General features: G+C 72.0%; 22 protein-coding genes. 10 read left to right on the forward strand and 12 right to left on the reverse strand.

Annotated features, from left to right (window positions below; translation table 11 throughout):
- Window positions 1–109: 109 nt before the first annotated feature.
- From ABGB12_RS29070 to mftR, 3 genes are all read left to right on the forward strand, one after another.
- Window positions 110–946 (forward strand): polysaccharide deacetylase family protein, encoded by an 837-nt coding sequence (locus tag ABGB12_RS29070; protein WP_347682674.1) that lies wholly within the window; start codon window positions 110–112, stop codon window positions 944–946.
- A gap of 105 nt (window positions 947–1,051) precedes the next feature.
- Complete coding sequence (locus tag ABGB12_RS29075) at window positions 1,052–1,840, forward strand: polysaccharide deacetylase family protein (RefSeq protein ID WP_347682675.1); 789 nt, start codon at window positions 1,052–1,054, stop codon at window positions 1,838–1,840.
- A 64-nt stretch (window positions 1,841–1,904) separates the two neighbouring features.
- Window positions 1,905–2,552, forward strand: coding sequence for a mycofactocin system transcriptional regulator (mftR, locus tag ABGB12_RS29080; RefSeq protein ID WP_347682676.1), 648 nt, complete (start codon window positions 1,905–1,907; stop codon window positions 2,550–2,552).
- 6 nt (window positions 2,553–2,558) lie between these two features.
- On the opposite strand, the gene mftG is transcribed toward mftR, so the two are convergent.
- Window positions 2,559–4,088 carry a mycofactocin system GMC family oxidoreductase MftG gene (mftG, locus tag ABGB12_RS29085; RefSeq protein WP_347682677.1) on the reverse strand — a complete coding sequence of 510 codons (1,530 nt, stop codon included), beginning with the start codon at window positions 4,086–4,088 and terminating at the stop codon, window positions 2,559–2,561.
- Between the two features lie 107 nt (window positions 4,089–4,195).
- On the opposite strand from mftG, the gene mftA reads away from it, so the two are divergent.
- From mftA to mftF, 6 genes are read left to right on the forward strand one after another with little or no spacing between them, the layout of a single operon-like run.
- Window positions 4,196–4,288 carry a mycofactocin precursor MftA gene (gene mftA / locus ABGB12_RS29090; protein WP_347682678.1) on the forward strand — a complete coding sequence of 31 codons (93 nt, stop codon included), beginning with the start codon at window positions 4,196–4,198 and terminating at the stop codon, window positions 4,286–4,288.
- A gap of 4 nt (window positions 4,289–4,292) precedes the next feature.
- Window positions 4,293–4,571, forward strand: a complete 279-nt coding sequence (gene mftB, locus ABGB12_RS29095; protein WP_347682679.1) for a mycofactocin biosynthesis chaperone MftB — start codon at window positions 4,293–4,295, stop codon at window positions 4,569–4,571.
- Window positions 4,568–5,803 (forward strand): mycofactocin radical SAM maturase, encoded by a 1,236-nt coding sequence (mftC, locus tag ABGB12_RS29100; protein WP_347682680.1) that lies wholly within the window; start codon window positions 4,568–4,570, stop codon window positions 5,801–5,803. Before mftB ends, mftC begins: the two co-directional genes overlap by 4 nt.
- Before the next feature lie 24 nt (window positions 5,804–5,827).
- Window positions 5,828–7,024, forward strand: a complete 1,197-nt coding sequence (mftD, locus tag ABGB12_RS29105) for a pre-mycofactocin synthase MftD (RefSeq protein WP_347682681.1) — start codon at window positions 5,828–5,830, stop codon at window positions 7,022–7,024.
- Window position 7,025: 1 nt separating this feature from the next.
- On the forward strand, window positions 7,026–7,775 hold the full coding sequence (gene mftE / locus ABGB12_RS29110; protein WP_347682682.1) for a mycofactocin biosynthesis peptidyl-dipeptidase MftE: 750 nt from the start codon (window positions 7,026–7,028) through the stop codon (window positions 7,773–7,775).
- Between the two features lie 48 nt (window positions 7,776–7,823).
- Window positions 7,824–9,260 (forward strand): mycofactocin biosynthesis glycosyltransferase MftF, encoded by a 1,437-nt coding sequence (gene mftF, locus ABGB12_RS29115; protein WP_347682683.1) that lies wholly within the window; start codon window positions 7,824–7,826, stop codon window positions 9,258–9,260.
- Window positions 9,261–9,336: 76 nt separating this feature from the next.
- On the opposite strand, the gene ABGB12_RS29120 is transcribed toward mftF, so the two are convergent.
- From ABGB12_RS29120 to ABGB12_RS29170, 11 genes are all read right to left on the reverse strand, one after another.
- A complete protein-coding gene (locus ABGB12_RS29120) occupies window positions 9,337–9,813 on the reverse strand; it encodes a hypothetical protein (RefSeq protein ID WP_347682684.1) in 477 nt (158 codons plus the stop codon).
- A gap of 5 nt (window positions 9,814–9,818) precedes the next feature.
- Complete coding sequence (locus tag ABGB12_RS29125) at window positions 9,819–10,424, reverse strand: helix-turn-helix domain-containing protein (RefSeq protein ID WP_347682685.1); 606 nt, start codon at window positions 10,422–10,424, stop codon at window positions 9,819–9,821.
- 169 nt (window positions 10,425–10,593) lie between these two features.
- Complete coding sequence (locus tag ABGB12_RS29130; protein ID WP_347682686.1) at window positions 10,594–11,760, reverse strand: acyl-CoA dehydrogenase family protein; 1,167 nt, start codon at window positions 11,758–11,760, stop codon at window positions 10,594–10,596.
- A 6-nt stretch (window positions 11,761–11,766) separates the two neighbouring features.
- Entirely contained in the window at window positions 11,767–12,504 is a 738-nt protein-coding gene (locus ABGB12_RS29135) for an enoyl-CoA hydratase-related protein (RefSeq protein WP_347682687.1), read from the reverse strand.
- A gap of 12 nt (window positions 12,505–12,516) precedes the next feature.
- Window positions 12,517–12,831 (reverse strand): hypothetical protein, encoded by a 315-nt coding sequence (locus ABGB12_RS29140; protein ID WP_347682688.1) that lies wholly within the window; start codon window positions 12,829–12,831, stop codon window positions 12,517–12,519.
- Entirely contained in the window at window positions 12,828–13,181 is a 354-nt protein-coding gene (locus ABGB12_RS29145) for a hypothetical protein (protein ID WP_347682689.1), read from the reverse strand. The genes ABGB12_RS29140 and ABGB12_RS29145 overlap by 4 nt, the downstream gene beginning before the upstream one ends.
- A complete protein-coding gene (locus ABGB12_RS29150) occupies window positions 13,178–13,885 on the reverse strand; it encodes an ABC transporter ATP-binding protein (protein WP_347682690.1) in 708 nt (235 codons plus the stop codon). The genes ABGB12_RS29145 and ABGB12_RS29150 overlap by 4 nt, the downstream gene beginning before the upstream one ends.
- Window positions 13,882–14,592, reverse strand: coding sequence for an ABC transporter ATP-binding protein (locus tag ABGB12_RS29155; RefSeq protein WP_347682691.1), 711 nt, complete (start codon window positions 14,590–14,592; stop codon window positions 13,882–13,884). The genes ABGB12_RS29150 and ABGB12_RS29155 overlap by 4 nt, the downstream gene beginning before the upstream one ends.
- The gene (locus tag ABGB12_RS29160; RefSeq protein WP_347682692.1) at window positions 14,573–16,108 is read right to left on the reverse strand and encodes a branched-chain amino acid ABC transporter permease; all 1,536 of its coding nucleotides are present in this window, start codon (window positions 16,106–16,108) and stop codon (window positions 14,573–14,575) included. The genes ABGB12_RS29155 and ABGB12_RS29160 overlap by 20 nt, the downstream gene beginning before the upstream one ends.
- A complete protein-coding gene (locus ABGB12_RS29165) occupies window positions 16,015–16,692 on the reverse strand; it encodes a branched-chain amino acid ABC transporter permease (RefSeq protein ID WP_347682693.1) in 678 nt (225 codons plus the stop codon). The genes ABGB12_RS29160 and ABGB12_RS29165 overlap by 94 nt, the downstream gene beginning before the upstream one ends.
- Complete coding sequence (locus ABGB12_RS29170) at window positions 16,692–18,059, reverse strand: ABC transporter substrate-binding protein (protein ID WP_347682694.1); 1,368 nt, start codon at window positions 18,057–18,059, stop codon at window positions 16,692–16,694. The genes ABGB12_RS29165 and ABGB12_RS29170 overlap by 1 nt, the downstream gene beginning before the upstream one ends.
- A gap of 367 nt (window positions 18,060–18,426) precedes the next feature.
- Here ABGB12_RS29170 and ABGB12_RS29175 point away from each other — a divergent pair, with 367 nt between their 5' ends.
- On the forward strand, window positions 18,427–18,957 hold the full coding sequence (locus ABGB12_RS29175) for a carboxymuconolactone decarboxylase family protein (protein WP_347682695.1): 531 nt from the start codon (window positions 18,427–18,429) through the stop codon (window positions 18,955–18,957).
- Window positions 18,958–18,959: the final 2 nt, after the last annotated feature.

Here is an 18,959-nt window from a genome sequence, read left to right on the forward strand (position 1 = left end):
TGTGAACAAAGGTGATTCCCCACTAGGCTCCCGTCGCCCAGCAGAAGCGCCGAGGATTCCGGAGTACCCGGCGCTCCTGCCGATCACTCCGCGCAGGAAGAAGAGCGCCATGAACCGACGCAAGCTGATCGGCACCATCACCGCCGCCGGAGTGGGGTTGGTCGCCGGGGTGGCGCCCGGCCTGTGGCGCTCCGCCGCCGAGGGCCGTCCGGGACCGCCTCTCGGTCCGCATTGGAGGCCGACTCCGAAGCCCACGAAGAAACCGACCAAGAAGCCGACCAAGAAGCCGACTCCGGCGGTTCCCCGGGATCCCGGCTACGTCCCCGCGGACCAGCTGAGGGCCCGCACCAACCCGATCGACTCGTTGCGCGACCTGACCCCGGCGGCGCCCGCCACCGCGGTGGCGCTCACCATCGACGACGGACCAGACCCCTACTGGACGCCGATGGTGCTGGACGTGCTCGCCGAGTTCGGCGTCCCCGCCACCTTCAACATGATCGGCTCGCAGGTGTCGCAGCACGCCGGGCTCGTCCGGCGGATCGTGGCGGCCGGGCACCAGATCGCCGACCACACCATGACCCACCCGATGAACCTGCCCGACCTGTCCGCCCGGGAGATCGAGCGGGAGATCGCCGAGGCCCACGACCGGATCGCCCAGGCCTGCTCGGTGGCGCCCCGCTTCTTCCGCGCCCCCGGAGGCGCCTGGTCGCAGCGGATCGTGGACACCGCCTCCGCCCACCGGATGATCTGCGTCGACTGGAACGTCGACCCCCGCGACTGGGCGCGCCCCGGCGTCCCCCAGATCACCGCCACCCTGGAGAGCGCCGGGCCCGGCGACATCCTCCTCGTCCACGACGGCGGCGGCGACCGCGCCCAGACGGTCGCGGCCCTGCGCGCTGCCCTCCCCGCCCTCAAACGACGCGGCATCACCTTCGTCGCGCTCTGACCCGTCGGTCTCCCTTACGCCTCCATTCGCTCCGATCTTTCTTCCGGGCGGCGGCGTCGTATCCGGAAACGAGGTATCACCGCTTGTCTCGCCCAGGAGAGCTCCATGGACCGCCGCCAACTGCTCAGCACGATCGTCGCCGCCGGGCTGGGGGTGGCCGCCGGGGTCGTGCCCGACGTGTGGCATTCCGTCTCCGGGAACCTGCCCGGTAAGCCCTCCGAGCCGATGGCGGCGCCCACTCCGACGCCTCCGCCGGACCCCGGTTACGTCCCCGCGGACCAGCTGAAGGCCGCCGTCAACCCGATCAAGTCCCTGCGCGACCTGACCCCGGCGGCGCCTCCCAACGCGGTGGCGCTCACCATCGACGACGGGCCGCACCCCTACTGGACGCCGATGGTGCTGGACGTGCTCGCCGAGTTCGAGATCCCGGCCACCTTCAACATGATCGGCGAGCAGGTGCCCGAGAACACCCAGGTCGTCCAGCGGATCGTCGCGGCCGGGCACCAGATCGCCAACCACACCATGACCCATCCGCTGAACCTGCCGAACCTGTCCGCCCAGGAGATCGAGCGGGAGATCACCGAGACGCACGACCGGATCGCCCAGGCCTGCTCGGTGGCGCCCCGCTTCTTCCGCGCCCCCGGAGGCGCCTGGTCGCAGCAGGTCGTGGACATAGCCGCCGCCCACAAGATGATCTGCGTCCACTGGGGCGTCGACCCCCGCGACTGGGCGCGCCCCGGAGCCGCCCAGATCACCGGCGCCCTCCAGCAGGCGCAGGCCGGCGACATCCTCCTCATCCACGACGGCGGCGGCGACCGCGCCCAGACCGTCGAGGCCCTGCGCACCGTCCTTCCGACCCTCAAACAGCGCGGCTTCTCCTTCGTCGCGCTCTGACTCCCCGGACGGAAGCGGCTTGTGGGTCTACCGTGGAGAGACTCTCCCGGGAAGAAGGGGTCACGTGAAGCCGTCCGGTGGTGGGAAGAAGAGCGCCCAGTCGATCATGGGAAGGCCGCGGGTGACGTCGCGGGCGGCGTTGGAGCGGCTGGCCTTCGAACTGTTCGCGCGCCAGGGGTTCGACGCCACCACCGTCGACGACATCGCGGGGGCCGCGGGGATCGGGCGGCGGACGTTCTTCCGGTACTTCGCGTCCAAGAACGATCTGGTGTGGGGGGACTTCGAAGGACACCTGCTGAGGCTGCGGGAGCTGCTGGCCGGGGCCGATCCGCGCACGCCGATGATGGAGGCGCTGCGCGAGGCCGTCGTGGAGTTCAACCGGTTCGACCCCGAGGACGTCCCGTGGCACCGGCAGCGGCTGGAGCTCATCCTGCGGGTGCCGACCCTGCAGGCCGACTCGACCCTGCGCTACGCGTCGTGGCGGCAGATCATCACGGATTTCGTGGCCGAGCGCACGGGGCAGCCGCCGACCGCGCTCTTCCCCCGGCTCGCCGGGCACGGTGTGCTGGCAGCCGCGATCGCGGCGTACGAGCACTGGCTGGCCGGCGATCCGGAAGGCGGCCTGTCGGATCTGCTCGACGAGACCATACGGCAGGTGGGCGCCGGGTTCGCGGTGATGGAGCGCCGCTCGGACGCCATGCCCGGGACGTGAGGCCGTTCAGCCCGGTTCGTGGCGGATGGCGTGGGCGATGAGCTCGCCGACGAGGACGGCGGTCGCCGCGGGGCCGCGCAGCGGTGCCGTGGGGAGGATCGAGGTGTCGGCGACACGGAGGCCGCTCAGTCCGTGCACCCTGCCGTAGGCGTCGACGGCCGACCCCAGGGGGACGGTGCCGCAGGTGTGCTGGGACGTGCCGAGACGGGAGTGGATCCACCGGTCGAGGGCGTGGTCGTCGCCGAGGGTCTCCGGGCCGGGTTCCAGCAGGCCGGAGGAGATCTCGCCGAAGGCGTCGGTGGCGGCCAGCGCGGCGGTCGCCCGGACCGCCTCCCTCAGACGGCGGCGGTCGTCGGGTGTCTCCAGGTAGCCGTAGTCGATGCGCGGCGGCACTTCAGGGTCGGCCGACTCGGTGCGCAGGCCGCCGCTCCTCCGGGGGGTCTGGACCGAGGCGAGGAAGGCCAGGGGCGCGCCGGGAGCCGTCGTCGTCCCGGCGACCAGCGCGGACAGCGGGAGGAGTGACTGCAGGATCTCCAGGTCGCCTTCGTGTTCCCCGCCGGACGAGGACAGGTGCAGGGCGCCGCCGAGCCAGGAGCCGGACGGCCCGTCCATCGGCCGGCGGGGCGTGCACTCCAGGACGATCTGCGGATGGTCGCCGATGGCCGCCCCGACGGAGGGAAGGCCCTGGACGACGGGGATGCCGAGACGCTCCAGGTCCTTCGCCGGCCCGATACCCGACAGGTGCAGCAGGTGCGGGGAGGCGAAGGAGCCGGCGCACAGGACGATCTCACCCGCCTCCACCGTGCTGCGCCGTCCGCCGCGTTCGACCACCACTCCGGTCGCGCGGCCTCGGCTGACCGTCACCGCGCGCACCGTGCGGCCGCCCAGCACCGTGAGGTTGGGGCGGTCGAGCACGTCGAGCAGATAGGCGAGCCCGGTGTTGATCCGTTCTCCGTCGACGGCGTTCGACGGCACCGGCCCGAAACCGGGGGCGTCCTGGGCGTTCTTGTCCGCCTCCTCGGGGAAGCCCAGTTCCTCGGCGGCGGCGCGGAACGCCTCGGCGGCGGGGTGCCGCAGGTCGGTGCGGCGGATCCGGACCGGTCCCCGGTCGCCGTGCAGGGGACCGGAGCCCAGGTCGAGATCGTTCTCCAGGGAGCGCAGGAACGGGAGCACCCGTTCGTAGGACCAGAACGGGTCATCGGCTTCGGCGGCCCACCGGTCGAAGTCCTCGCGTCGCGCCCGGATGAAGTAGCCGCCGTTCACGGTGGTCGAACCGCCGAGTATCCGCCCCCGGGGCACCGAGTAGGGCCGCTCGGGAGTCAGGTGCACGGCATAGGACCGGACGAACGCGTGCCCGGGTCGCGCGCCCGGGACGAGCCGCGCGTCCAGCAGTCCGGGCGGGAATCCGGACGGGTGCCGGGGCACCGGCCCGGCCTCCAGGACCAGTACCTCCCGGTCCTCGTCCTCGCTGAGCCTGGCCGCCAGAGCGGCTCCGCCGCCGCCCGCTCCGACCACGAGGACATCGGGACGTCTCATCCGGGGCCTTCCTTTCGGCACTCGATGCATTTAGTATCCCCCATGGCGAGAACGCGCATCGCGTCTCACCGGACATCCGCCCCCTACCCGCGAAGAAGGAGACCTTCATGAGCGCAGTCCCCGCCGAGCAGACCGAGGACACCGTCGTCGAGTCGCTGATCGAGGAAGTCTCGATCGACGGCATGTGCGGCGTCTACTAAGTCCATGCCCGATCTCGACCTCGACCGCGCCTGGGACCTGCACCCGCAGGTCTCGGTGCGGCCCGAGCCCTTCGGGGCGCTGCTCTACCACTTCGGCACCCGCAAGCTGTCGTTCCTCAAGGACCGGATGCTGCTGGAGGTCGTGCGCTCCCTCAAGGACTCGCCCTCGGCCCGTGCCGCCTGCGCGGCGGCCGGCGTCCCCGACCCGGACCTGCCCCGCTACAACGCCGCGCTGGCGGCGCTCGTCCAGTCGTCCATGGTCGTCGAAAGGACCACTCCATGACCGTCGCCCCCGAGCGGACCCCCGGAACCCGGCTGGTCGACCTGTTCGAGCACGGGCTGAACTCCCCGATCTGCCTGACCTGGGAGCTCACCTACGCCTGCAACCTGGCGTGCGAGCACTGCCTGTCCAGCTCGGGACGGCGCGACCCGCGCGAGCTGAGCACCGACGAGTGCAAGGCGGTCATCGACGAGCTCCAGGCGATGCAGGTCTTCTACGTCAACATCGGCGGCGGCGAGCCGACCGTGCGCCCCGACTTCTGGGAACTGCTGGACTACGCCACCTCCCACGACGTGGGCGTGAAGTTCTCCACCAACGGCGTGCGCATCACCCCCGAGGCCGCCCGCCGCCTGGCCGCCAACGACTACGTGGACGTCCAGATCTCCCTCGACGGCGCCACCCCCGAGGTCAACGACGCGGTGCGCGGCCCCGGCTCCTACGACACGGCGATCCGCGCCATGCAGAACCTGCACGACGCGGGCATGAAGAACTTCAAGCTCTCCGTCGTGTGCACCCGCCACAACATTCCGCAGATGGACGAGTTCAAGGCGATCGCCGACCGCTACGGCGCGCAGCTCCGCCTGACCCGCCTGCGCCCGTCGGGCCGCGGAGCCGACGTGTGGGACGAACTGCACCCCCTGCCCGGCCAGCAGCGCGAACTGTACGACTGGCTGCTCGCCCACGGCGACCAGGTCCTGACCGGGGACTCCTTCTTCCACCTGTCGGCCTACGGGCAGTCCCTGCCCGGCCTGAACCTGTGCGGAGCCGGACGCGTCGTCTGCCTCATCGACCCCGTCGGCGACGTCTACGCCTGCCCGTTCGCCATCCACGACGAGTTCCTCGCCGGGAACGTCCGCGGGCCGGGCGGTTTCGCCGGAGTGTGGCGTGAGTCCGAACTGTTCCTCGGGCTGCGCGAGCCCCAGACGGGCGGCGCCTGCTCGTCCTGCTCCTTCTACGACACCTGCAAAGGCGGCTGCATGGCCGCCAAGTTCTTCACCGGCCTGCCCCTGGACGGCCCCGACCCCGAATGCGTCCAGGGCCACGGTGAGACCCTGCTCGCCCAGCGGCCCGAGGACCGGGCGGACATCCCCAAGCCGTCCGCCGACCACTCCCGCCGCGCGCCCCGCAAGGCCCGGCCGGTGCCCGTCCAGATCAGCACCCGCCGCCCGGACCCCGAGCGCCCGCCGGTGAGCGCCTGCGCCGAGGACCCCTTGGCCGGGCTCAGCCTTTCCTGAACCCTCCTTCCTTAAGAGAGCCCCATGAGCAACCCCTGGTTCGAGACCGTCGCCGAGGCCCAGCGGCGGGCCAAGAAGCGCCTGCCCGGCATGGTCTACGGCGCGCTGGTGGCCGGATCCGAGCGCGGCCGCACCATCGACGACAACATGCAGGCGTTCGGCGACCTGGGCTTCGCGCCCCGCGTCGTCGGGCACCACGCCGAGCGTGACCTGTCCACCACGATCATGGGGGTGGAGTCGTCTTTCCCCGTCCTGATCTCCCCCACCGGGGTGCAGGCCGTGGACCCCGAGGGCGAGGTCGCCGTGGCCCGCGCGGCCGCGAACAGGGGCGTGATCATGGGGTTGAGCTCGTTCGCGAGCCGGTCCGTCGAGGACGTCTGCGCCGTCAACCCCAACGTCTTCTACCAGATGTACTGGATGGGCGACCGGGACGCGATGTCCCAGCGCATGGAGCGGGCGAAGAAGGCCGGGGCCAAGGCGCTCATCGCCACCCTGGACTGGTCGTTCTCCAACGGCCGTGACTGGGGCAGCCCCGCCATCCCCGAGAAGGTCGACCTCAAGACGATGGTGAGGCTGGCCCCCAAGGTCGTGAACCGGCCCGGCTGGTTGTGGCGGTTCGGCAAGACCGGCAAGATCCCGGACCTGACCGCGCCCAACCTCCAGCCGCCCGGCGGCCAGGCCCCCACGTTCTTCGGCGCCTACTACGAGTGGATGCAGACCCCTCCCCCCACCTGGGAGGACGTGAAGTGGCTGCGTGAGGAGTGGGGCGGCCCCTTCCTGCTCAAGGGCGTCACCCGCGTCGACGACGCCAGGCGGGCCGCCGACATCGGGGTGACCGCGCTGTCGGTCTCCAACCACGGCGGCAACAACCTCGACACCACCCCCGCCACCATCCGGCTGCTGCCGGCCATCGCCGAGGCCGTCGGCGACCAGGTCGAGGTCCTCCTCGACGGAGGCGTGCGGCGCGGCGGCGACGTCGCCAAGGCGCTGGCCCTGGGCGCGCGCGCCGTCCTCATCGGCCGCGCCTACCTGTGGGGCCTGGCCGCCAACGGCCAGGCCGGCGTGGAGAACGTCCTGGACGTCATTCGCGGAGGCCTGGACTCCGCCGTCCTGGGCCTGGGCCACTCCTCCGTCCACGAACTCTCCCCCGCCGACCTCCACATCCCCCGCGACTTCAAGGTCACCCTGGGCGGCGGTTCCGTCGCCGACTCGGCGGGCTGAGATGCCAGAGACCGGAGAGAACCCCGTGCGGCTGGCGGAGAACACCTGGCCGTCGGTCCCGGTGGGCGGGCTGGTGCTCGTGCCGGTCGGCTCGACCGAGCAGCACGGGCCGCACCTGCCGCTCTCCACCGACACCGTGATCGCGCGGTGCGTCGCGGAACGGGCGGCGGCCGTGCTGGCGCCGGAGACGGCGGGGCCGGTGCTGGTCGCACCCGCGATCGAGTACGGGGCCAGCGGCGAGCACGGGGGTTTCCCCGGGACGATCTCCATCGGGCACGAGGCGCTGCACCTGCTCCTGGTCGAGCTGGTGCGCTCGCTCACCCCGTGGGCCTGGCGGGTGGTCTTCGTCAACGGGCACGGCGGGAACCTGCGCGCGCTCGGCTCCGCCGTCGGGCAGCTCCGCGGTGAGGGCCAGGACGCCGGATGGGTCTCCTGCGAGGCTCCGGGAGGCGACGCCCACGCCGGGTTCACCGAGACCTCGGTGATGCTGCACCTGGCGCCCGAGCTGGTGCGGATGGCCGAGGCCGTCCCGGGCGACACCCGGCCGCTCGCCTCGCTCATGCCGGAGCTGGTCGCCCGCGGGGTGCGCGGGGTCTCCCCGACGGGCGTGCTCGGGGATCCTTCCGGGGCCGACGCCGAGCGGGGCCGCGAGCTCGTACGGACGATGGTCGCCTCCGTCGTCCGCCGGATCGACGCGAACCGGGCCGACGCCCGGGGCCACCTCCTGGAGCCCGCCGACCGGCGGCTCTGACCACCGCACCGCCCTCCACACCGGCCGTTCTCTTCGTCAGGGGATCTCATGTCCACGAGCACCGGCGGGAACTCCATGCCGCCCGAGGGGTTCCCCGTCGTCCTGGACTCCGGGACGTCCTTCTGGGGCGACGGTCTGGTGGCCGCGGGCGGGGCGCCCTGGAAGGTCGTGCGGTTCAAAGAACCCGCCAGACCGCATCTCGCGGAGCTGCGGCGGGCGGGTCCCGGCGGAGTGGCGGCCGCATCCGCCACCGGGCGGGCGCTGGCCCGCCAGCTGCTCGACCAGGGGTTCGCCCATCCGGTGCCGCCGGCCCGGCCCGGGCCTCACGAGGTGACGGTCGTCGTTCCGGCGTTCGGCCGGGCCGACGAGCTGGAACGCTGCCTCTCGGCCGTCAAGGGCGTGCCGGTGATCGTCGTGGACGACGGGTCGCCCGACCCCGAAGCACTGCGGCGGGCGGCGGACGCCCACGGGGCCCGTCTGGTGCGGCATCCGGTCAACCGGGGGCCCGCCGCGGCGCGCAACACGGGGCTGCGGGCGGCGCGGACGCCGTTCGTCGCGTTCGTGGACTCCGACTGCCGGCCCGAGGAGGGCTGGCTGGACGTGCTCATGCCGCACTTCGACGACCCCAAGGTGGCGGCCGTGGCTCCGCGGGTCGTGCCGGACACCGGGGACTCCCGGCTGCTGGCCCGGTATGAGGAGACGCGGTCCGCGCTCGACATGGGAACGCGGGCCGCGCTGGTCCGCCCCGGGGCGAGGCTCGGCTTCGTGCCGACCGCGACCCTGGTCGTCCGCAGGGACGCGGTCGAAGACCTCCCCTTCGACGAGGGGATGCGGCTGGGCGAGGACGTCGACTTCGTCTGGCGGCTCGCCGACCGCGGGCTGCACGTCCGGTACCAGCCCCGGACGCGGGTCGTGCACACCCCGCGTCTGGAACCGCTGGACTGGGCGCGGCGCCGTCACGAGTACGGCACGTCGGCCGCCGCGCTGGCCGAGCGCCACCCGGGACGGCTGGCACCGGCCCACCTGTCGGGCTGGAACCTGGCGGCCCTGTCCCTCCTGGCCGCCGGCCGCCCGCTGCCCGCCGCCGCCTCCGCCGCCCTCGCCACCGCCCTCCTCAACCGGGGGTTGACCGGTATGCCGGGGAGCTGGACGTTGAGCGCGGCGATCGTCGCCAAGGGCGTCGCGGCCGACGCCGCCGCGACCGGTCACGCGCTGCGCCGGGAGGCGTGGCCTCTCGGGCTGCTCTGCCTGGCCGCGAGCGGGCGCAGCCGTCTGGCCCGGGGGGCGGCCGTCGCCATGCTCGCCCCTCTGGCCCTGGAATGGCTCACCCACCGGCCCGCCGTCGACCCCGTCCGGTACACGGGGTTGAGGCTCCTGGAGGACGCGGCCTACGGGTCGGGGGTCATCCGGTCGGCCTGGAGGCACCGGTCCCTCGCGCCGCTGCTGCCGCGGGTCCGGCTTCCCCGCCCCGGAAAAGGCCGGTGAGACGTCCCCTCTGAACGGGTGGGGCCCGGGAGGCGGCTCGACTGCCGCCTCCCGGGACCGCGGGGTGGGAGGAAGATCAGGCGCTCCGGGAGTGGCGGAGCAGTTCCCCGGTCCCGAACAGTTCGATGACCTCGCCCCGGCCGGGTTCGGCGGCGGCCTCCAGCGCCTGGGCCTTGAACGCCCGCGCGGCGGCGCTCAGCCGGTGCCGCACCGCGTCGGCGCCGCCCTCGGCGTCCGCAGCCCACCGTTCGCCCCAGAGCCTGACCTCGGTCCGCCCCTCGCCGAGCACCTCGAGCACCCTGCGCCGGATGCGCTCGTCGGCGCCGTACAGGTCCGCGTCGATCGCGATGGCCTGGGGCCGGGGGCCCCTGATCTCGCAGTTCAGCGCGGTCTCCAGGTCCAGGGGCTGGACTCCGAGGATGCGCAGCGGGCGGGAGTCGCCCTGGTCGGGGGTGAGGACCATGACCTCCCATCCCGCCATCACCCGGTCGAACAGCCATCCGCCGGCGAACCGCACCACCTCGGCCTTGTTCGGTGCCGCCACCGCCAGCATGGGCCTCAGCGAGTTGAGGGCCCGGCGAGCTGCCCGGCGAGAGAACGGGTGTACTCCCTGAACACCTCGGTCAGTGGAATCGAAGAGTCGAGCAGCCATGATGCCTCTATCCCGTTGAGAAAGGCGATGATCTCCACGGCCTTGACGGCCGGGTCGAGGTCGGCGCGGTACCGTCCCGCGCGTTGACCCCGGCGGATGCTCTCGGCGACCAGGTCGACCGAGAAGCGGTATCTGCTGAGGAAACGTTCGTGCAGCGGGGATTCGGGGTCGAGGTTCTCCATCCGGAGGACGGCGAACGTACCGACCAGTTCGGGAGCCTCCCGGAACCGCTCGGCGACCCCTTCCAGCTGCTCGATGATGTCGCCCGTCAGCTCGGCGTGGGCGTCGTCGTAAGAGTCACGCGCGTCCAGTACGGCATGGAGCAGGTGCTCCTTGGACTCGAAGTGGTGCAGCAGGCCGGCGGGGGTCACTCCCGCCTCCTTGGCGATCTGCCCGAGCGTCGTGTTGCGCCACCCGTTGCGGGTCAGCAGCCGCTGGGCGACGGCCAGGATCCGCTGCCTCCGGTCCTCTCCCTTGGCGAGGAGGGACGCGTACGGCCGCTGGTCGGACATCCACCCTCCTTTCCAGAACCTACTGAACCCACATTAAGTCGGTTGCCCCACCGTGACAAGCGTCACATGGACGTAATTTTCCACTTACGGCTCATCGTTCAGAACGCAGGCGGGCTTCCGGTCGAACCGACCGGAAGCCCGCCTGCCGCGCCTCTTGGACGACCTCGCATCACCAGCCCAGACGTCCCTTGCCCGACACCAGGGACTTGGCGATCACCAGGCGCTGGACGTCGTTGGTCCCCTCGCCGATGGCCATCAGCGGCGCGTCCCTGTACAGCCGTTCGACGACGAACTCCGCCGAGTAGCCGTAGCCCCCGTGGATGCGCATCGACTCCAGCGAGCACTTGATGGCGGTCTCGGAGGCGTACATCTTCGCCATGCCCGCCTCCATGTCCACCCGCCCCCCGCCGGCCTGGGACCGGGACGCGGCCCAGTACGTCAGCAGCCGCGCGGCCTGGATCTCGGTGGCCATGTCGGCGAGCTTCAACTGGATCGCCTGGAAGTCGGAGATCGGCCTGCCGAAGGCCTCCCGCTCGCGCGAGTAGCCCAGCGCCGCGTCGTAGGCCGCCTGCGCCACGCCGACCGCCCGCGCCGCGATGTTGATCCGCCCGATCTCCAGCCCGCCCAGCACCTGCTGGAGACCGCACCCCTCGACCCCGCCCAGGAGGTTCCCGACCGGCACCCGCACCCGGTCCAGGACGAGCTCGCAGCTCTCCGGCCCCTTGTAGCCCATCTTGGGCAGGTCCTTGGTGACGGTGAAACCCGGCGAGGACGTATCGATCAGCAGCACCGACATCGCCTCGTGCCCGCCGTCGGCCTTCCCCGTCTTCACCAGGACGGGGAACATGCCGGCGACCCGCGCGTTGGTGATCCAGGTCTTGCTGCCCGACACCACGTAGTGGTCGCCGTCCCGGACCGCCGTCGTCCTGATGCCCTGCAGGTCGGTGCCCGCGCCCGGCTCGGTCAGGCAGATGCCCGACCGCACCTCGCCGGTCGCCATCCTCGGCAGCCAGTACGCCTTCTGCTCCGGCGTGCCGTTGCGGGAGACGATCCAGCAGGCGACGGAGTGCGGCCCGAAGAGCCCGGCCGCGCCCAGCCACGCGCGGGCGATCTCCTCGAACGCCAGGGCGTAGGAGACGCGGTCGGCCTCGAGCCCGCCGTACTCCTCGGGCACGTTCAGGCCGTAGAGCCCGAACTCCTTGAAGCTCTCGACGATCTCCGCCGGGTACCGTCCGGTCCGCTCCCACTCGGGCGCGACCGGCATGATCTCCTTCTCCGCGTAGTCGCGGAGCGTCTGCCGGAACAGCCTCTGTTCTTCATTCAGCTCGAAGTCCATCGTGAGCTACCTTCCCGTCCATACCGGCGGCCTGCGTTCGGCGAACGCCCGCGCGCCCTCCTTGGCGTCCGCGCTCCTGAAGACCTCGTCGACCTCCGCAGGAGTACACCACCGCCGCTCGCGCATCAGCTTCTTGGTCATGGCGACGCCGAGCGGGCCGTTCTCCGCGATCCGCTCGGCCAGCCCCAGGGCCTCGGCCAGCACCCGGTCGGCCGGGACCACCCGGTTCACCAGCCCCGCCTGCAGGGCCCGCTCGGCGGTGACCGGGTCCCCGGTCAGCCCCATCTCCAACGCCAGGGCCGTCGGCACTCGGGCGGAGAGCGTCGTGCCGCCGCCCGCCGCGAACAGGCCGCGCTTGACCTCGGCGATGCCGAGCTTCGCACCCTCGGCCGCGACGACCAGGTCGCAGGCGAGCATCAACTCGAAACCCCCGCCCAGCGCGGAGCCGTTCAGCGCCGCGACGACCGGGGTCGCGACACTGCGGTGGTAGAACCACACCAGCGCCTTGATACTCCCCCCGGCCGCGAACGCCTTCAGGTCCAGACCGGAGCAGAAGACCGTGCCCGAGCCCGTCAGGACGATCGCCCGGACCTCGGGGTCGGCCTCGGCCTCACGCAGCACCGCCGAGAGCCCCTCCATCAGCTCGGGGTCGAGCGCGTTGCGCACCTCGGGCCGGTTCAGCGTCACCACCAGCACGTTGCCGACCCGTTCGGTCAGCACCACGCCGTTCACCGGTTCACGCATGGACGCTCCCCTTCAGTCCGAGGCGGGCAGCGGCTTGGCCGCCTTGATGGTCATCGGGACGCCGTCACAGCTCAGTTCCCCCGCACCGGAGGAGGTGCAGAGCACTTCGAGCGTGTCGTCGGCGTTCACGTAGCGCTTGCCGATAAGTGTGGCGGCCTCTCCGCCCGGGGCGGAGGCGGCGGGCTGAGCGGAGGCGGCGGGGACCATCGGGCTCCCCCCGCAGCCGAGCACCGCGCCCCCGCCCTCGGGGGCGCGCACGACGACCACCCGCGTGGCGCAGACGGTGCTGGCGTACTGCTCCCCCGCACGCAGAATCGATGTGGTCACGTCAGGTTCTCCTTTTCCAGAAGGCGATCGGCGAGAACGGACAAATCGTGGGACTGGCGGGCCATCCAGAAGCGCAGGAAGCCGGTCAGCGAGTACCGCAGGAAGAGCGCCGCGCCGACGACGCTCGCGCAGACCCCGCCCAGGCCGAGGGCGAGCGCGTCCCGCTGGGCGAGCGGGTCGGTGGTGCCGTGCGACATGAGGTACGCCGCCGCTCCCAGCGCCAGGCCCGCCGCCATCAGGGCCACGCCCACGCGCAGCCACAGGGCCGGCCTCCCGGCGGCGGGGTCGGCGATCCTCAGTTCCGCCAGTTCGCGGACGAAGCGGTCCGCACGCGTCTCGGTCGAGCTCATCGGGCACTCCCCAGGTAGAGGTCGGAAAGTTCGGCACGCAGCGCCTCGTCGGGTTCGCCGTGCCGCTCGATCCGGCCGCGCACCAGCACGGCCGCGTGATCGGCGATGTCGAGGACCGCCGCCGCGAACTGCTCGACGACCAGGACCGCCACGCCCTGCCGGGCGATCTCGGCGACCTGCTCGTACAGCTCGGCGACGACGAGGGGGGCCAGCCCCATGGACAGCTCGTCCAGCAGCAGGACCGCCGGATCGGTGGCCAGGCCCCGGGCGAGGGCGAGCATCTGCTGCTCGCCGCCGGACATGGTCCCGGCCGCCTGCGAGGCGCGTCTGGCCAGGACGGGGAAGCGCGTGAACGCGACCTCCTCGACCTCCTCGCGGCTGCGGCCGGTGAAGGTCATCATCAGCAGGTTGTCGCGGACCGAGAGGTTCGGGAACACGCCCCGGCCCTCGGGGATCAGGCAGACCCCGGCGCGGGCCAGGTCGCGGGGGTCCGCCCCGGTCGCGTCCCGGCCGCCCAGCAGCAGCCGTCCGGCCTCGACCGGGTGGACGCCCGCGGCGACCTTCAGCGTGGTCGTCTTGCCCGCGCCGTTGGGGCCGAGCAGCGCCACCACCCGACCGGCGGCGACGCTCAGGTCCACGCCGTGCAGGGCGGTGATGCCGCCGTAGCCCGCGCGGACCCCGCGCAGTTCGAGCAGGGCGCTCATGACTCCCCCAGGTAGGCGGCCAGGACCGTCTCGTCCCGTCGGACCTCCTCCGGCGGGCCGGAGGCGATGATCTTGCCGAGGTCGAGCACGTAAAGGTGGTCGCACACGCTCATGACCAGGCTCATGTCGTGCTCGACGAGGACGACGGCCGTCCCGTCGTCCGCCAGCGAGCGCAGCAGGGCGGCGAACCGCTCGGTCTCCTCGCCGTCCTGACCCGCCGCGGGCTCGTCCAGCAGGAGGAGCTTGGGCCGGACGGCCAGGGCCCGGCCCACCTCCACCAGGCGGGCGACGCCGGTGGACAGCTCGTCTGCGGGAGTGTCGGCGACCTCGTGCAGGCCGAGCCGCTCGAGGATCCTCGTGACGGCGTGGCCCGCCAGCCGCCGGTCGGGCCCGAGTTCCGCGGCGACGAGCAGGTTGTCGCGGACGGTCAGCCGGCCGAAGAGCTCCAGCCGCTGGAACGTGCGGGCCAGCCCGTGCCGGGAACGGCGGGTGGGACCCATCCGGGTGACGTCCCTGCCGTCGAGCACCACCCTTCCCGACGAGGGCCTGCGCAGCCCCGAAACGACGTCGAACAGGGTGCTCTTCCCGGCTCCGTTGGGCCCGATCAGGCCGGTGACCCTGCCGGGCTCGGCGGTCAGGCCCACCCCGTCCAGCGCCCGGTGGCCGCCGAAGGAGACGGTCACCTCGCTAACCTCGAGTGATCCCACGGGCCAGCACCTCCTCGTCCTCCGCACGCCAGGGACGCCGCACGCCCCACCACTCGACCGGGATCCCGGACCCGACGTCCGCCGCCTCCCGCGACCGCGCCCAGGCCCGCAGGGCGAGCGCCAGGACCACCGTGCCGAGCAGGAGGACCGCGTTGCCGACGACGTCCCCGATCCGCAGGGACCACAGCACCGCGAAACCGCCGAGCAGCGCGGACAGGGCGGCGCGGTCGCGGGCCAGCGGCTCCCAGCCGTGCCGCATCCCCGGCACGATGCCCTCGGGATGGCGGGCGAAGCCCAGCCCCGCCAGGGCCGGCAGCAGCTGGACGATGTTGTGCGACCAGGGCGCCACGGCGTTCAGCAGATGCACCGGGCCCAGGTAGGCGGTCCCGGTGAACAGGCCGTTGCCGACCGCGCCGAGGCCGCCGATCACCGCGATCAGGAAGACCGGGAGGCCCGCCACGAAGGTGAACTGCTCGGCGGTCACCGACTGCAGCTGCATCCCGTACAGCACCCCGCCGAGCCCCGCGATCCCGGCGCTCAGCGCGAACACCAGGGCCCGGGCGACCAGCAGGCTGCCGCCGAGCGTCGCGTAGGCCGCCTCGCTGTCGCGCAGCGCGATCAGCCTGCGCCCGAACCTGCTGAGGCGCAGCGCCGCCACCCCCAGGGAGCCCAGGGCGAGGCAGACCGCGGCGAACACCATCAGCTCCGCCGGCTCGTCCAGCCGGAACCCGAAGAAGTCGGGCCCGGCCATCTCCACCGAGCCCTGGTTGAACACCGAGACGTCCACGCCGAACACCTCGAACGACGGCAGGGTGAAGATCCACCGGTCGAGGACGACGGCGAAGGCCGCGGTCGCCAGCGCCAGGTAGACCCCGGACAGGCGCAGCGCGGGCACCGCGATCAGCGCCCCGGCCAGCGCCGAGACCGCGAACGCCGCCACCAGCGCCCACGGCTGCCCGTCGGGCGCCAGCTGGCCCCAGACGACCGCGCCGATGCCCGCCATGCTCAGCTGGCACAACGAGATCTGGCCCGCGAAGCCCGACAGCGGCACGAACGACAGCGCCACCATGCCGAGCGCGAACATCGGCCCGTAGGAGATGACGTCGACCTCGTCCAGTACCGTCGCCAGCACCACCGCGAAGAAGACGATCGCTCCGGCGAAGACGAACGTCCCGCGCATCGTCGGCGCCGGGACCGGGCGCAGCTTCCGGTCCCGGCCGCGCAGCCTCCCGTGGGGGAACAGCAGCAGCGCCAGGAACAGCAGCAGCGCCGGCGCGGCGAGCCGCAGCCCAGGCAGGTACTGGTTCTGCGGCAGGTAGCCGGTCAGGTAGCTCTCCAGGCAGCCGACGACGATCGCGCCGAGGAAGGTCAGCGGCAGGCTCCGCAGCCGGCCGAAGATGGCGGCGGTGTAGGCGCTGACGATCAGCAGGGAGAGCTGGGCTGGGCTGCGTCCAGGGCCACGGTCGGCGCGATGAGGATGCCGCCGAGCGCCGCGAGCTGGGTGCCCAGGACCCACGCGACCCGGTTGGCCTTGACCGGGTCGGCGCCGGTGAGCCCGACCAGGGCCCGGTCGTCGACCGCGGCCCGCATCTCCGCCCCGGTGCGGGTGCGGTTCAGCAGGACCCACAGGCCCAGCGCGACCAGCACCGCGACGGCCATGGTCAGCGCCTGGTGCCAGGTGATCGTGGCCGGGCCCAGGTGGAGGGGCTCTCGCTCGGAGAAGAAGGTGGTGAGCGGCCGGGGGAGGTTGGGATCCCAGATCCACCGGGCGGCGGCGATGAGGCCGCTCAGCAGAGCGACCGTCATCACCAGCCGCTCGGCCTCGCCGAGGTTCTGGACCGGCCGCAGCACCACCTTCTCGACCAGGAGCCCGAAGGCGGGGGCGAGAACGAGCAGTACCGCGGCCAGCGCCAGCGGAACCGGCCATCCCCACCCGACGGCGAGCTGCCAGTAGGCGAATGCCGACAGCATGCCCGCCGCCCCGTGCGCGAAGTTGAACACGCCGGTCGTGGTGTAGGTGAGCACCAGCCCGCTGCCGATGACGGCGTAGATGGCTGCGGTGCTCAGGCCTACGACCCCGAAGATGAGGAACTGTTCCATTACTTGAAGTCGCTCATGCTCTTGCCGACGTCGGCGAGGGTCATGGGCTTGCCGTAATCGGCCTTGAACTTGTAGGCGGGGGCGTCGCAGCGGTAGGCGCCGGTGTCGGGCTTGAAGTCCGCGGGCTTCCAGCCGTCGGGGGTCGCCCGCTCGATGTTGAAGCACTCGGCCGGGGCGTCGGGCTGCGACAGGTCGAGCGGGGCCTGCAGGCCGCCTCCCGTCCACGCGGTCTCCTTCAGGGCCGCCTCGTAGACGCACTTGCGGGTGAGGTCGTCGCCGCAGCTCGCGGCCGACTTGGCGAACAGCGTCCAGGCCACGAAGGCGCGGACCACCTGCAGGGTCACCTGCTTGTCCGGCGCGTACTTCTTGAACAGGTCGACGACCTGCTGTGTGGCCGGGTTCTGGGAGGCGTTCTCCAGCGGGAAGACCCCGCCGAGGTCGGCCAGGTTGTTCTGCGCGGCGACCGCCGGGCCCGCGAGCTGCAGGAACGCCGGGCCGTAGGCGTTGCTGTTGGCGTCGATCCAGTCGAGCTTGTAGTCGATGTTGGTGAGGACCTGCTCGAGCTTGGCGAGGCTGCCGAAGTCGCCGAGGAACACCAGGCCCTTGACGCCCTTGCTCTTGATGGCCTGGGCGTAGGGGGTCCAGTCCGAGACGCCCTGCGCCGGGTACAGCTCGCTGTAGGAGATCTTCGCGCCCGCGGCGGTCAGCATCTCCTTCGTCTGGCCCTCGAGGGCCTTGGTGACCGGGGAGTCGCCGGAGATGACGCCGACGTGCTCGGCCGAGCCGGGGTAGCCCTCCTTGACGATCCAGTTGTAGTAACCGCTGTAGGGGCTGTAGGAGGCGCCGCCGGCCACCGTCTCGATCTGCAGTTCCGAGCCGGTGTTCTGCATCTGGCTCGCCTGCGCGGGGAAGGCGGGCAGCAGGCAGGACAGCCGGTCCTTGACGCCCAGCCCGTCCAGGGCGGAGCCGCCGCCGACGATGAAGAAGTCCTCGCGGCAGGACTCCAGCATGCGCTGGCGGACCTCCATCAGCTTGGAGTCCCGGGTCTTGGCGACGAGCTTGCGGCCGTTGATGCCGCCGGCCTCGTTGCACCAGGAGGTGAACACCTCCGCGGCGTCCACGAACTCCGTCTTCTTGCTGAAACCGACGTCGGTGAAGACGCCGAGCTGGATCTCCTCGCCGACGCCCTGGGCGGACTTGCTCTTGGCGTCACCGGCCTGGCAGATGTTCTTCAGATCGCCGAAGTCTCCCGAGACGGTCTGCGTGGTGTCGCCGGAGGTCTCTTCACCGCCGGAGCCGCTGCGGCCGCACCCGGCGGCCAGAAGGGAGACCGCCAGAAGGGCGGCCAGGGTTTTCTTCGTTTTCATGGGGGTCCTCCTCGATGCTGTCCCCCGACCAGCTGATGGGTGCGGGCCTGAAGCCCGCGGTGTCGGACGGGAGAGCCGGCGGCGAACCGGGGATCCGGCCTCAGATCCCGTCTGGCCTCCTCCTCTCGGTGAGAGGAAACTAGCTTCTCGTCAGCAGAGAATCAACCATGCATTTTCCGGAACACCTTGATTCGCCCTGCTCCGGAGGGGGTCGCGACCCGGAGGTTTCGCCCGACTTCGCCGCCGACGTTGACGGAACCGCCCTCCCCGTGAAAACCTTCGGCTCATAAATGAGAATGACATTCTCTTAGGTGAGAGGGGGTCGCATGACCGTGCGAACCACGGACCCGGGAAGGGGGAGCCTCTGATGCGCCTGCCCCCGCTCCCGGACGACCAGTGGGACGAGCAGGTGGACGCCGCCCTGGCGGGCATGCTCCCCGCCGCGCGGCGCAACCTGGAAGGCGCGGGCAACGCCCTGGGCACGCTCGTCCGCCACCCCGCCCTGGCCAGGTCCTTCCTCGGCTTCAACATCCACCTGCTGTTCCGCTCCACGCTGCCGCCCCGCCTGCGCGAACTGGCGATCCTGCGGGTCTCCCGGCGCCGCGGCTGCGACTACGAGTGGATCCACCACCTGAAGCTCGGCGCGGACGCGGGACTGTCCGAGGCCGAGATGCGGGCGGCCGGAGAGGGCGAGGCCACCGGCCCGCTCGAGCGGGCCGTCCTGCGCGCCGTCGACGAACTCGACGACGACTCCAACCTGTCCGACCACACCTGGGCCGAGCTCGGCGAGCACCTCGACGAGCGCCAGCGCATGGACCTGGTCTTCACGATCGGCGCCTACTGCCTGCTGGCCATGGCCTTCAACACCTTCGGCGTCGAGCCCGAACACGAAAGGTAGAC

It is taken from the genome of Actinocorallia sp. B10E7 (assembly GCF_039871655.1).
GTDB lineage: Bacteria > Actinomycetota > Actinomycetes > Streptosporangiales > Streptosporangiaceae > Actinocorallia.

Excerpts from the sequence above, each read along its gene's own strand:
- ABGB12_RS29070 (WP_347682674.1), top strand. The coding sequence starts at position 110 with ATGAACCGACGCAAGCTGATCGGCACCATCACCGCCGCCGGAGTGGGG.
- ABGB12_RS29075 (WP_347682675.1), top strand. The coding sequence starts at position 1,052 with ATGGACCGCCGCCAACTGCTCAGCACGATCGTCGCCGCCGGGCTGGGG.
- mftG (WP_347682677.1), bottom strand. The coding sequence starts at position 4,088 with ATGAGACGTCCCGATGTCCTCGTGGTCGGAGCGGGCGGCGGCGGAGCC.
- mftA (WP_347682678.1), top strand. The coding sequence starts at position 4,196 with ATGAGCGCAGTCCCCGCCGAGCAGACCGAGGACACCGTCGTCGAGTCG.
- mftB (WP_347682679.1), top strand. The coding sequence starts at position 4,293 with ATGCCCGATCTCGACCTCGACCGCGCCTGGGACCTGCACCCGCAGGTC.
- mftC (WP_347682680.1), top strand. The coding sequence starts at position 4,568 with ATGACCGTCGCCCCCGAGCGGACCCCCGGAACCCGGCTGGTCGACCTG.
- mftD (WP_347682681.1), top strand. The coding sequence starts at position 5,828 with ATGAGCAACCCCTGGTTCGAGACCGTCGCCGAGGCCCAGCGGCGGGCC.
- mftE (WP_347682682.1), top strand. The coding sequence starts at position 7,026 with ATGCCAGAGACCGGAGAGAACCCCGTGCGGCTGGCGGAGAACACCTGG.
- mftF (WP_347682683.1), top strand. The coding sequence starts at position 7,824 with ATGTCCACGAGCACCGGCGGGAACTCCATGCCGCCCGAGGGGTTCCCC.
- ABGB12_RS29120 (WP_347682684.1), bottom strand. The coding sequence starts at position 9,813 with ATGCTGGCGGTGGCGGCACCGAACAAGGCCGAGGTGGTGCGGTTCGCC.
- ABGB12_RS29125 (WP_347682685.1), bottom strand. The coding sequence starts at position 10,424 with ATGTCCGACCAGCGGCCGTACGCGTCCCTCCTCGCCAAGGGAGAGGAC.
- ABGB12_RS29130 (WP_347682686.1), bottom strand. The coding sequence starts at position 11,760 with ATGGACTTCGAGCTGAATGAAGAACAGAGGCTGTTCCGGCAGACGCTC.
- ABGB12_RS29135 (WP_347682687.1), bottom strand. The coding sequence starts at position 12,504 with ATGCGTGAACCGGTGAACGGCGTGGTGCTGACCGAACGGGTCGGCAAC.
- ABGB12_RS29145 (WP_347682689.1), bottom strand. The coding sequence starts at position 13,181 with ATGAGCTCGACCGAGACGCGTGCGGACCGCTTCGTCCGCGAACTGGCG.
- ABGB12_RS29150 (WP_347682690.1), bottom strand. The coding sequence starts at position 13,885 with ATGAGCGCCCTGCTCGAACTGCGCGGGGTCCGCGCGGGCTACGGCGGC.
- ABGB12_RS29165 (WP_347682693.1), bottom strand. The coding sequence starts at position 16,692 with ATGGAACAGTTCCTCATCTTCGGGGTCGTAGGCCTGAGCACCGCAGCC.
- ABGB12_RS29170 (WP_347682694.1), bottom strand. The coding sequence starts at position 18,059 with ATGAAAACGAAGAAAACCCTGGCCGCCCTTCTGGCGGTCTCCCTTCTG.
- ABGB12_RS29175 (WP_347682695.1), top strand. The coding sequence starts at position 18,427 with ATGCGCCTGCCCCCGCTCCCGGACGACCAGTGGGACGAGCAGGTGGAC.